General features: G+C 58.5%; 11 protein-coding genes. 1 reads left to right on the forward strand and 10 read right to left on the reverse strand.

Features of this window, described 5'->3' with window-relative positions:
- Positions 1–9 precede the first annotated feature (9 nt).
- From NA78x_RS10375 to NA78x_RS10390, 4 genes are read right to left on the reverse strand one after another with little or no spacing between them, the layout of a single operon-like run.
- Complete coding sequence (locus tag NA78x_RS10375) at positions 10–1,095, reverse strand: hypothetical protein (RefSeq protein WP_425618370.1); 1,086 nt, start codon at positions 1,093–1,095, stop codon at positions 10–12.
- The gene (locus tag NA78x_RS10380; RefSeq protein WP_425618371.1) at positions 1,085–2,191 is read right to left on the reverse strand and encodes an RluA family pseudouridine synthase; all 1,107 of its coding nucleotides are present in this window, start codon (positions 2,189–2,191) and stop codon (positions 1,085–1,087) included. Before NA78x_RS10380 ends, NA78x_RS10375 begins: the two co-directional genes overlap by 11 nt.
- Entirely contained in the window at positions 2,192–2,425 is a 234-nt protein-coding gene (locus NA78x_RS10385; RefSeq protein ID WP_425618372.1) for a hypothetical protein, read from the reverse strand.
- Positions 2,403–2,891, reverse strand: a complete 489-nt coding sequence (locus NA78x_RS10390) for a type II toxin-antitoxin system VapC family toxin (protein WP_425618373.1) — start codon at positions 2,889–2,891, stop codon at positions 2,403–2,405. The genes NA78x_RS10385 and NA78x_RS10390 overlap by 23 nt, the downstream gene beginning before the upstream one ends.
- A 173-nt stretch (positions 2,892–3,064) precedes the next feature.
- On the opposite strand from NA78x_RS10390, the gene NA78x_RS10395 reads away from it, so the two are divergent.
- Positions 3,065–4,027 carry a sugar phosphate isomerase/epimerase family protein gene (locus NA78x_RS10395; RefSeq protein WP_425618374.1) on the forward strand — a complete coding sequence of 321 codons (963 nt, stop codon included), beginning with the start codon at positions 3,065–3,067 and terminating at the stop codon, positions 4,025–4,027.
- A gap of 190 nt (positions 4,028–4,217) precedes the next feature.
- Here the strand turns inward: NA78x_RS10395 and NA78x_RS10400 are convergent, their stop codons facing one another.
- The 6 genes from NA78x_RS10400 to NA78x_RS10425 all read right to left on the reverse strand — a co-directional run bounded on the left by NA78x_RS10400 (position 4,218) and on the right by NA78x_RS10425 (position 12,220).
- Complete coding sequence (locus NA78x_RS10400) at positions 4,218–7,085, reverse strand: cytochrome b N-terminal domain-containing protein (RefSeq protein ID WP_425618375.1); 2,868 nt, start codon at positions 7,083–7,085, stop codon at positions 4,218–4,220.
- The gene (locus NA78x_RS10405; protein ID WP_425618376.1) at positions 7,082–7,714 is read right to left on the reverse strand and encodes a ubiquinol-cytochrome c reductase iron-sulfur subunit; all 633 of its coding nucleotides are present in this window, start codon (positions 7,712–7,714) and stop codon (positions 7,082–7,084) included. Before NA78x_RS10405 ends, NA78x_RS10400 begins: the two co-directional genes overlap by 4 nt.
- Positions 7,715–7,847: 133 nt before the next feature.
- Complete coding sequence (locus NA78x_RS10410; protein WP_425618377.1) at positions 7,848–8,831, reverse strand: DHH family phosphoesterase; 984 nt, start codon at positions 8,829–8,831, stop codon at positions 7,848–7,850.
- 50 nt (positions 8,832–8,881) lie between these two features.
- Positions 8,882–9,823, reverse strand: coding sequence for a bifunctional riboflavin kinase/FAD synthetase (locus NA78x_RS10415; protein ID WP_425618378.1), 942 nt, complete (start codon positions 9,821–9,823; stop codon positions 8,882–8,884).
- A 74-nt stretch (positions 9,824–9,897) separates the two neighbouring features.
- A complete protein-coding gene (locus NA78x_RS10420) occupies positions 9,898–10,758 on the reverse strand; it encodes an NAD(P)H-hydrate dehydratase (protein ID WP_425618379.1) in 861 nt (286 codons plus the stop codon).
- 7 nt (positions 10,759–10,765) lie between these two features.
- Positions 10,766–12,220, reverse strand: a complete 1,455-nt coding sequence (locus NA78x_RS10425) for a hypothetical protein (RefSeq protein ID WP_425618380.1) — start codon at positions 12,218–12,220, stop codon at positions 10,766–10,768.
- Positions 12,221–12,228: the final 8 nt, after the last annotated feature.

Genomic DNA, 12,228 nt, shown 5'->3' on the forward strand with positions numbered 1-12,228 from the left:
TGGAGCGGACTAATCCAACATCGGCGCAACCGCAGTGCCGATGCCAGTGGAACCATAACCATTGCCGCAGTAAAAAAGTCGCAGGTTGTCGCCTTCTTGAATGACGTTGGGATACTCCGTCATCTTGGCTTCCCAGCCCTTGCCCTGGGGTGGCAAGGCCAGGTTTTCACCCGGTGCGCCGCGCTGCCAGTTGAGACCATCGTCGCTCACGGCTTCGCAGATGCTGTAGGCGCCGAACTGGGTGCCGATGCCCGCATAGATGGCTCGCCAGCGAGTCTTGGTTTTCCAGACGTTGAGCGCGATCGTCGCGGCGTTTTCGTAGGGAGCATCTAACCGCGGGCCGAGGACCAGTCGCTTATCCGTCCAAGTGATGCCGTCTGTTGAATGCGCAACTACCGATTGCTTGGCCTGATCGATTTTCAGATCCTTGCTCGGTGTGCCGGTCGGCAAGGTGTAATGCATGCGCAGCAGCGGCGGGCCGGAGGTTTGAGGGATTTCGAGAATGCGACCACCGCCAGCAATCCCTTTGTTGGCGGGCCATTGCTCAAAGCCATCCCCGGTCATGATGGGGTCTGGGGAGTACTTTTTCCAAGTCAGCAGGTCGTCGCTGGTGGCCAGTCCCATGCCCCAGAAGCCTTGCAAACCAACGCCCGCTTTGGCGCTTCTTCCGGTGTAATAGAGGTGCCAGCGATCTCCGACGCGATGGACGCACGGCAGCACGCACCAGGTTTCGTCGAACGAACCTTTACCGCCGAGTTCGAATAACGGTCCCTTCCGCTCCCATTTCGACAGGTCGTTGATCTTGGCAGTGGCCAAACAAATCCGTTTCCTGCCGCCGGCATCGCCCCCCGCGTAGTACAGCCAATACTCATCGTCACGCCGCAGGACGAACGGGTTCATGCAGCAGGTCTTGTCGAACTCAAAGCCACCGGGCGGCAAGATGGGGTTTCGTTTGTCCCGCTCCCAGGCATGGACTTGAAACTCCTTCTCGTCCGCTGCTTTAGTTGGAACCGACAAGTTAGCCGTCGCACCAAGCACGATGGAAGCCGCTGCGGCCGTTTGAAATGTCCGTCGGCTGAGACGATCAAGTTTCATCGGTGGACCTTTCTGCGGACGTGGCAACCTGTTTGCGTAGTCGTTCGAGCCATTGCTTCAGATCGGGTGGGAGGGCCGACTTAAAGAGAATTGGCTCCCCGGTACTGGGATGCACAAAGCCCAACTCCGCGGCATGCAAGGCATGGCGGGGCGCGCCGCTGCGATCGGCCTGCGGACGTCCACCGAGTGGGTGCGTGTAAGTCTTCTCACCGCAGAGCATGTGGCCACGTTCAGAGAGATGGATCCGAATTTGGTGCGTACGCCCCGTTTCCAAGCGGCATTCGACCAGCGAGTACTCGCCAATGCTTTCGAGCGGCTTTACGTGCGTGATCGCTTGCTGCGGTTCGTTTCCTTCGACAACTTCCGCTGCTGGATCAGCGGCGATCACGCTGCCCCGCAGGCCATCTCCCCGGTCGCGCACGAATTGTGTTTCGATGGTAGCCGCTGGCACGTGCCCGTGGGCGACTGCCAGATAAGCCCGCTGGATGCGATGCTTGCTGAAGAGACGAATGAGCGCTGTTTCCGCCTGCTGAGTGCGGGCAAAGACCATCAGGCCGCTGGTATCGCGATCGAGTCGATGGACGGCTCGCACCGGTGGTAAATTGGCCTGTGGTCGCTGCAGATGCCGATGCTCTCGTCGGCCACGATGCGGAGCCTGCTTCTTTGGCGCTCGTTGCGGTTCGTCGACACTCCAGCCCAGATGCTTCGCGAGCGCCCGAGGCACCAGCTCATCGAGCGTGGGTTGCCGCCGTTTGCGATCGGCAGACCAGTTTCGCTCCTCGGCATGCCTCAGCGTGGTGATGCCGGCTGGCTTCTCGATGACGACCAAGTGCTGGTCGGCGTAGCGAATGCGCACGCTCTTCTCGTCCACCGGCGGTGCCAGCGGATGCTCCCAAACCTGCAGCACGTCGCCCGCTTTGACTTTGCGTCCCTCTTCCAGACACAAGTTTCCATTGACTTGAATCTGCCGCTGGGTAATCAGCTTCTTCACCTGATTCCACGACCGATCGGGGAGAAAATCTCGCAAGGCAGCGGCGAGCGTCCGCCCGGATTGTTCGGGCTGAATGTGATGATTGACGTAATTCTTGGGACGCATCTATTTGTTGTTACAGTTGACCGAAGTGTTGGGCAATTGCTCGGCACCAAAATCGGTAGCGAGTGGCGGTGAGGTTGGTCGCTCGGGCCCGCGAGTCGGCTCCGCAATCGGGCGACCACTGGCCAATGTTTGCTCTCTGGCTTCCGCGACAATTCGGTGCAGGTCATCCCCAGCTTCAGATAGAAGCTTGGCGCGGACGGCATGTAGCTCGTCAAGAATCGGATTCGTCGACATATTCCAGCCCTCCCAGAAACTCCGCTGGCGTACAGACTAGTAATCGGGGCAAGCCGAGTTCCGCCAGCAAATCGTACACGCGCGGAAGTACATGCGCATTCGCGATATGTTTGCAATTTTGTGTTAATAGATAGTCTACTCCGCCGCAGGCAGCCATCGCTACGTGCAACGCATCGAACTTGGCTTTCGGCGGCATTAAAGCGCGGCGGAGGATTTCGCTAGCGATCACTTCAACTTGTTCGGAAGGGAGCAGCAAGGGAATTCCTGCCAACATCTCGAGTCGTAGCCGGGCGGCTTCAGCATCTCCAGACGCTGCCTCAGTTATGACGAAATGCGATGTTACCAACCGGTACTTCGCCCGCTCATGGTCCCACCAGCTTCGCGCCTGTTGTTGCAACACAGCTACGGCTGGCAGATTGCTGGGCCGCGCCGTGGCATGGCTGACGATGGAGGTTTCGATATACACGGTGTCCATGCGAGAAGTTTAGCGAACTCCCGCTGGATCGACACTCCTGGCGAAGCTGTTATCTGCCCCTAAACAACGAGACAGATACCTATCGCCCGCTGCGGATTCGCCCGTGATAAACTAGCGTACCGGTGCCCGCCAATTGCCTACTTCGCTGATCCTGGAAACTCGCCATGTCGCCTGAGCCTTCCCCGTCTTCCCTTCCTCGTCGTTCTTTCTTTGCCGCCGGTGCCGTCGCTGCGGCCGGGTTAAGTACCGCTCACGTGACTGCCGCTGAAGAGAAGCCGGGCACGTTTGTCGCGCCGCCGACCGGCAAGCCGATCTTGCTCTCGTGCAAATTGGGAATGATTGCCAAGAAGGCAGATGGCAAGGATCTGTCGCTCGTTGAACGCTTGAAGCTCGCCGCTGCCGCAGGCTTCGATGGCGTCGATTTTGATGAAGCCGGCTCGTTCACCCCCGAGCAAGCCCGCGCCGCCGTGCAAGAGTCGGGAGTGTTCGTCCACAACGCGATCAACCATGCTCACTGGAACAAGCGGTTGACCAGCGCCCTGGAAGAGGATCGCAAGCAGGGCGTCGCGAATATCGAACACTGCCTGCGCGTGGCCCATGCAGCGGGTGGCAGCGGCGTGCTGATTGTCGTGGGTCGCGGCGACGATGGCACCGAAGAAGAATGCAACGATCGAGCCCGGAAAGAGATTCAAAGGTTGATTCCGCTGGCTGCCTCGCTGGGCCAGCCGATCTTGTTCGAAAATGTCTGGAACAAGCTGCACTACGAACACGATGCTCCGCCCGAGCAATCGCCGCAGAAGTTCATCGACTTTGTCGATAGCTTCAACAGCCCATGGGTGGGCATGTACTACGACATCGGCAATCACTGGAAGTACGGTCAGCCACGCGAATGGCTGAAGGGTTTTGGCCGCCGCGCGGTCAAGCTCGACGTGAAGGGCTTTAGCCGGGCCAAGAACAAGTTCGTCGATATCACCTCACCCGACGACGATCTGCCTTGGGATGAAGTCCGCAAAGGGCTCGAAGAAATCGGCTTCACCGGCTGGACAACTGCTGAAGTGGGGGGCGGTGGTCTCGAACGACTAACCACGGTTCGCGAGCAGATGCAAAAAGCATTCGGCTTGGTGTAAGTCTTAGCTCCGACCGATTGGCCTGCGAAAAAGCGTTCACGAACCACGGAGGTTTGTGAACGCGACCTGCGGTATCTCTCGGGTGCGGCGCGCCTCAGTGTTCACAAACCCAGCCGGTTTGTGAACGCCCACCATCTCTGCACGGCCAAGCCGGAACATCGCGGTGTACCGCTTGTTGCACGCCGGCTGGCTATTTTGCGTCAGGGATTTGTTCGCCGCGAATGAAGCGGGCGAGATCGCGGATGTCCTCCTTGGAGAGGATCGACGGCTTAGCCCCCGGACCCGCTTTGCCGAAGGCAGGCATGCGGTCGTTGTTCTCGCCGTAGAACGACGCATGTGCGGGGTCCGCGATGAACCGCTCGAGCCAATCTTGCGAAGCCCAGCCGGTGAGATCCGGCGCGGCTCCCAGATCGCCTTGGTCGCCCACTTTGTGGCAGTCGACGCACGACGAAGTGGAGAACGAGGTTGCCAGCGCGGTTTTACCTCGCATCAGTGTGCCGTCTTCTTCAGCCTTCTTGTCGGCCTCGGCTTGGGCGGGCAGCTTGGCTTCGGCAGAAAGGGCAGCGATCAGATCGGCGACTTGCTTTTTACCGTCTTCATCCAAGCCGGCCATGTTGTCCTTGACGAAGTCGACCATGTCCCCTTCAAAGTGCTTCTTGGTTTCGCCGAAGTACTTGGGGCCCACGATTTGCTTGGGATCGAGCAGTCCGGAGAGCCAATCGCGCGAACCGAAGCCGTACAGGTTCGGAGCGGACGGCTGGCGAGAAACGATGCCGACCCCGCTGGAGTCGCTATGGCTATGGCATTGCGAGCAGTTCTGCACAAACAGTTTTTCTACTTGCTGAGCACGTGTTTGCTTCTTTTCGGCACCCACAATCGCCAGCGACTGGTTCGCTTCCGAGCGGCTGATGCGCACAGCCTGGCGGGCGTACTCTTCGGTCGGCGGCATTAGCGGTTGCTCGGCATGCGGGTCGTAATAATCGCCGCGCAGCCAGGCGACGATGAGGGACAACTCGCGAATGCTGACACTGTGCTTGGCGGGTGCGCCAAGATCCTCGGCAAACTTGGGCATGCGGTCGTTGCCGGACTTGTAGAACCGCTCGTGTTCGGGATTGCTGATGAGCCCCAGCATCCATTCGTAAGAACCATAGCCGGTGAGATCGGGAGCCAGACCCAGTTGCCCCTTATCACCAAAGCGATGGCACTCGTTGGTACAGTTCGACTGAATCAGCTTCACACCGGTGGCAATCAGCTTTTCGTCTTTGGCATCGGCCTCTTGCTGGCTGTTTAACTTCGCCTGAGCCGACAGCGCGGCCGCGATGGCGTCGAGTTTTTCGAAGCCATCTTCGGTCTTGCCTTGCAAATCGGCCGCATGACTCTTGAGCCATTCGACCATGCGGCCTTCGCGATGGTTCGTATGGCCAAAATAATCGGCGGTGATGGGCTTCAGGTGATTATCCGGATGTTCCTTGAGTGGCGCGATTTTCGGATCGGGTGAAGGAGACGGCGTACCCACGCTGACGGCGGTCAGTTTCTCGGGAGTCAGGAAGCCCTTGATCCAATCGCGCGAGGCAAAACCGAATAGATTCGGTGCGCCGCTGTAAGGGAGCGATTCGTCGTAAACGACGTTGCCAGCGGCGTCGCGCACGACCTTGATCGTATCGCCGGTGCCAGTGGTATGCGGAGCCTGCTTCTGGTTGGCGAAGTGAACCGCCAAGCTATGACCTTCCGATTTATCGCCTTTCAGATCGCGATAGTCGTGGCAACTGGCGCAGTGCTGGCCGAATAGCTTAGGACCCTGCGTGAGCGGGTCGTTGCGCAGCAAATAGACCGCGCCCGGCTTTTGAATGAAGCGCTTGTCGGAGAGCTTGCTGTTGGCCGGGACGTCTTTGTCGACCATCCACTCCTGCCGGTTGATTAGCTCATACGTTCGCTGGGCCTGCTGATGGGCCAGGATCTTGGCCTTTTGAAAGTCCGGATTGTTGGCATCCTCACGCAGGGCAATGCCCGTGAGAGCAACCGAAGCAACCAGCAGGAACAAGATGAAGCCGATATTGAAGTAGTGTCCGATCTTGCTGATGCCGATGAACGGCGCGAGCGCAAGAATCGTCATGACGACGCCAGGAATCACCAGCGCGCCGATGATTTCCGTATTGCCGTGAAAGTACTTCAGCAACTGAAAGAGGAACAAGTAATACCATTCCGGACGAGCCGCATCGTAGGGCTCGGAAGGGTCTGCCGGCGCGCCTAGTTCAGCCCCTTGATGAGCCAGCGGAAGCCGACCGGAAATCGTATTGAGCACATCCCAGTGAACGACACAGAGCAGCACGATGCCAAGTAGCACCAGGCAACCGACCGCATCGTAGAGAACCTGCTTTGGCCAGAAGTATTCGTGCTTGGCGTTTGGGCGGGGATGGGTCGTGATGCCATGCTTACGAAACACGGCAATGTGCGCGGCCAGAAAACCAACGAGCAGAGCCGGCAGCACGCCGGTGTGCATCGCAAAGAAGCGAGTCAGCGTGTGGTGGCCATATTCGCTGCCACCGACGGCCAGCAACTGCAGATCTTTTCCAACGACAGGCACGAGCGTGGCCAGGTTCGTGGCGACGTTGGTGGCCCAGTAGCCTTTTTGATCCCAGGGGAGCAAATAGCCAGTAAGGCCAAGCCCCATGACAATTTGCATCAGCACGAGACCAAGCCAGTAGTTCACTTCGCGTGGAGCACGATAAGCGCCGTCGACAATCACCTGTAGCAGGTGAATGCCCATGACGACGACCATGGCCTGAGCCATAAAATGGTGAATGCCGCGCAGCAACCAGCCGCCGGTCATTTCATGCTGAATGTAATAGACGCTTTCGTAAGCGGTCTGACTGCTGGGGCTGTAAGCCATCCACAGAAAGATGCCGGTGATGGCCTGCACGGTGAAGGCGAACACGAGCATGCTGCCTGTGATGTAGCGCCAGCGCGCACCGCCCGGGATGGGCTCATAGAGCGCATCGGCGAGCAGCTTGTTGTAACCGATACGACGATCGACCCATTGGCTTAAGGCACGGATCATGATGGTTTACGCTCCGGATGCTCTTTGCCTGGGTAGTAATTGGCGAAGGCGACAAGGACTTCGCCATCTTTGATTTCCACGTCGAGCTTATCCATGTCACGCGGACTGGGCGAAGGCAGAATGCGGGCCCCGTCCTTCGTAAACGAACTGGTGTGGCAAGGGCACTGAAACAGTTTGCGTTCGGCCGAGTAAGCGACGAAGCAACCGGCGTGCGGGCAAATGGCGTTGAAGCACTCAATGGTTGGCTTACCTTCTTTGTCCTTGCCAGTGTTCCGCAGATACACCGCGCCCACAGGCTGATTAGGTTCAACGGTCCAAATGTCCTTCAGATCGGCGATCACCGGTACTTGGATGGGCGTACCATCTTCCGGCACGGCCTTGATCGTGGCAACGCGTCTCAGCGGAATTGCGTCCGTAGCTTCCCCAGCGGTCTTGCGCTTTTTAATCGCCGGATCCAGAAACAGGGCCAAGCCCGCGAGAAAGGGGAAGACGCCCACCAGGCCGCCGATGATGGTGGCGAGAATGGCGTAGACCACGTTACGCCGGCGAGTCGAATCGTCGATGACGACGGTCACGTGCTCGGGGCCGGAAGCAGCTGGTTGACCGGCTGCAGGTTCAGAGTGTTTCATCGCAGCAGACTCCAACATCCGATGCTGGGAAAGTAGTTCGGCCCGTGATCTTGCGAGCGGGCCAAACGGGGACGACACGATGGGCAGGTGGGATAGTCAGGCGGGATTGGTTGCACACAGGCGTGGCGGGCGATTATTGCAGGGCAGTGCGCGCAGCGTCAATAACGCGAGGCTGAACCTCGGCGAGTGTTCCCGGCAGGAACGCTCCGGCGGCGGCCTTGTGCCCACCACCTCCATATTGTTCCGCCATCTTGCTGCAATCAACAGCGCAGCGGCTACGGAAGCTCAATTTAAAGCCACCGGTCTGTTGCTCGACGAAGATCACGGCGAACTGTGTCCCCGCAATGGCGAGGGCCATGTTGATGACATCTTCGGTGTCGCTGGGCAACGCGCCGGTATTCGTGAAGTCTTCTTTGAGCACGTGCGTGTAAACCAGGCGGCCAATGAGCTCCGCCTTTACGCGCGACAGGATGATGCCCCGTAGCAGCACTCGGCCCAGCGTATCTTGCTCGTAAAGCGAGTTGTAGATCTTCGAAGGGCTGGCCCCGGCATCGATCAGGCGGGCGGCGATGCGATAGGTATTGCTGCTGGCCGAGCCAAAGCGGTACCAGCCAGTGTCGGTAGCAATCGCAGCATACAAGGGAGTGGCGATCTCTTGCGTGAGCTGCACGTTCAGCGCGTCCGCGGCTTCGACAACCAGACGTCCGGCAGCTTCGGCGGTCGTGTTTTTGAAATTTTCAGCCCCCAGATCGTCCTGGCTGACGTGATGGTCGAGGACCATCTTCTGAGCCTTGTGGGCACGGATGACGTCGCCCATGTCGCCGAGTTGCTGCCAGGCGCTGGTGTCGAGGATCATGATGCAGTCGCGATCGGCGAGATCGGCGGGCTGCACGGTGACGTTGATCACGCCGATCTTGTTCTTTGGATCGATGAAGGCCAGGTTCGGCGGCGTGGCGTGACCATTGCAGATTTTCACATCTTTGCCGAGTGCTTCGAGGATCCCTGCCATGCCGAGTTCGCTGCCGAGCGCGTCGCAATCGGGGCGAATATGGCTGACCAGCAGAAATTTCTGGTGAGCCTGAACGAGTTCGACAAACCGGGACCAATCAATCGACATGAGAGGAATTCTTTCGTGATTTTCTGCAGCTCTGTTTAAGCAGCTGTATTTTAAGCATCTTCCGCTGCGTCTTGTTCGCACAAGCTCAGCACCGTTTGTACGTCGGCAGCCAGCTGCTCCTTGAGCGCGGCGACCGACTCGAACGGCTTGGTTTCTCGCACGCGGGCCAGAAACTCGACCTCGAGGGGCTGACCATACAGTGAACCCGAAAAACCTGGCAAATGAGCCTCGAACTTGAAGGCAGCTTCGCCAAAGGTTGGATTTGGGCCAATGTTGATCGCGGCGGGCCAAATTCCCTGCGTCGTGAAAGCCCGGCCGGCATACACGCCCATCGGTGGGACGAGCGTATCGATGCCGGCGAGGTTCGCCGTCGGGAAACCAATCTTACTCCCTCGCTGGGCTCCGTGGGTGACCAGTCCCCGCAAACGATAGGGGCGAGTGAGCAACTGCCTGGCAGTCGCAACTTCTCCTTGGCGAATCAAATCTCGCACGCGACTGCTGGAAACGAGCTCACCTTCGGTCGCCACAGGCTGAACGACATCAAGTTTTAAGCCCTGAGCGGTGCAGAGTGCTTCGAGCAATTTCACATCGCCCAAGCGCTTTTGACCAAAGCGAAAATTGGGCCCCTCAACCATGCTCTTGGCTAGCAGCGAATCGACAATGATCTGCTGAAAGAACTGCTCCGCGGTCAGCCGCAGTAGCGCTTCGTCGGTGGGGTACGACCACACCGCACTTACGCCCAGTTCGGCGAGTAGTTCCGCTTTGCGTTCGGTCCAGGTCAGCGGCGGCGGAGCGAGTTCCGGACGCAAGATGCGGACCGGATGCGGATCAAACGTAAGTACTACCGCCGGACCATTTACCTCGCGTGCCCGCGCCAGCAAGCGTTCGATCAGCTGCGCATGGCCACGATGGACGCCATCGAAGTTGCCCACGGCAACAGCGCCGCGCAGCATCTCAGCGGGCAATCGATCGGCGGAACGAATGAGATACACGGGAGTGTTTATAGTTTAAAGGTGAATGTGAGTGTTCTTGATTGCGTGTCCAACTGCGAACTGCAAACTTCGAACTACGAACTAACTTGCTGAAACGCTGCCGGCAGAAATCGAATCACGTCCGTAGCAATCAGCGAAATCTGGCCCACTTCGGCGGCTGCGAGATCGCCGGCCAAGCCATGAACGTGGCAGCCAAGCACGGCGGCATCAAAGGGTGAAAGTCCCTGGCAAATGAGCGCCGTTATAATGCCGGTGAGCACGTCACCCGTGCCACCGGTCGCCATACCAGGGTTGCCCGTTTGATTCAGTTCGTGGCGGTCGCCATCGGTGATCAGGGTCTCCTGACCTTTGAGAACCAGCACCACATTCCACTGTGCAGCGAACTTTTTGGCGACAGCCACCTGCTCGTCCCGCGAAGTGAACTTCCGATCTGCCAGCCTGCTGAATTCGCCCGGGTGCGGCGTGAGAACACGCGGCCCGGGATGCGCGGGAGGCTGCTCGTCCGCCTTTGCGATCTCGGCCAATGCATTGAGCCCATCGGCATCGACCACGAGAGGCTGCGTCGTCGTCTCGTAAACATGCCGGACTATCTTTGTGCGGGTCGATGACCGACCGAGCCCTGGTCCAATCGCCACGCAGGTAACATCTCTCAAGGCGGCATCAATTTGTGCCTTGGCCAACCGCCGTTGAAAATCCGCGCTAAGACCGTCCCAGGCAAGCGCTGTCGTCATGTAGCACGGATCGAATCCAGCCACTTGTGCGAGCATCGGTTCCGCGACGGCTAGTCGCACTAATCCTGCTCCACTTCGCAAGCAGGCCATGCCCGAAAGGACGATGGCGCCCGCCATTCCGTAGGAGCCACCAATCAGCAGCGCGCGGCCAAAGTCACCTTTGTGGCTATCGGGCTTGCGCGGTGGAAGTTGAGGAAGGGACATAAGTCACTTAGGAGTTGGGTGGCAACAAGGCGTGCAGAATCTTCAGCTGAATATTGATCTTCAAACCATCACACCGCTGGTGAATCACCTCAGAAAGATTGTTAAACAGCAGCGAAGAATTCTCCTGCGTGTAGTACCCGCTGATCATGCTAATCTGCCCGAGCAAGTCGCTGCACAAACCCAAGTAGAGCAGGTTTTCTTTGCGACTGGCAGCGTCGGACAAGCCCAGCACGTCCTTGTTGCTTTGCAGCATGCTGATGAGACTGATTAGCGAATTGAGTTCATGAAACCGCTTGCGATAGGCCATGATCTCGAGCCCGAGCAAGGCGAGAAACGCGAGGCCGATGTTGACGATAATGCCCAGGAACGCTTCGACTCCCTGAAAGATTTCGCTAGCGTCGTTCATGTTCGGCTCGAAGCCACCATCGCCAATGGTCTGCGGATGAAAATCGAGCAAGTGATTCGCTTCGGCCAGCAATCGCGGCGTGAGTGCCGGGCGAGCGACGAGAAACGTCGACACGCTATAAGTCGGCAGCGTTTCGTCAGGCACATCGGGCGAAAAGTTGAAGTGCCGCGCTGGTATCGTCGTGGAGTGTAAATAATCGAGCTTGGCCACTCGCGCACCTAGATCGACAGGCTGCAACTTAAAGCCAGCCTTGGTTAATTTTTCCATGGCGACCAGCGTCTTCTCATCGCCGGGATCCTTGACGACAAAGACGGCATCGACATCGGCTGGCAGTTCATAGCTGTCACTGGTACTCAGTTCACGCCAATCGTGCAGCCATTCAATCTCGGTATCGATTTGCCAAAGCTTGAAAAACTGCAAGGCAACGGTATGGCTCCCTTCGCCAGCGAGCGAAGTGAGCACTTTTTTCGAATCGCGCGGGTTGGCTACGTTTTCCTTCAGCAGCCAGAGCACTGTCTCGGGACTGGGCGTCTCGACTCGGGGCAATTCGGGGGCGATGGCGATGCCACCTTGCACGAATGCCAGGTCTACTTCGCCGCGCGCGACCTTTTCTTCTGCTTCGCGCGAGCCGGGCACGACCACCGGAGTAAAGCTGACTTTGGATCTTCCCCGCAGACGTTCCTGCAATTGACTGAAGTCGCGATCAGGCAGCGCGATGGTCAGCTTGGTGGTGTGCACAAACCGCCAATAGGTCCAGCCCAGCAACAAAATCAGCGCCACGCCGAGGAAGATCGCGGGCAGTCGATGCAAGCTCCAAGGTCGTTGAATGTCCTTCGAAACCTTCTCCGCTTCTCGTGCCGCGCGGGCGACGTTGGCCGCTGCTCCCGCCAATCCTTGATGCGTGGGCAAGTCGGTTCGGACTCGCTCGCTCACCGCTTCGGCAGCAGCGATGACGGGAGCAATTCTCAGCTTGAGTGGGCGGTTGGTCTCGACCGGCACCGTCGTCGAGCTGGCAGACGCACTTAGCGGCGGATTTTTCGACTTTTTGTTGGCCATTGGCAGGG

Source organism: Anatilimnocola aquadivae (assembly GCF_049819085.1).
Taxonomy (GTDB): Bacteria; Planctomycetota; Planctomycetia; order Pirellulales; family Pirellulaceae; genus Anatilimnocola.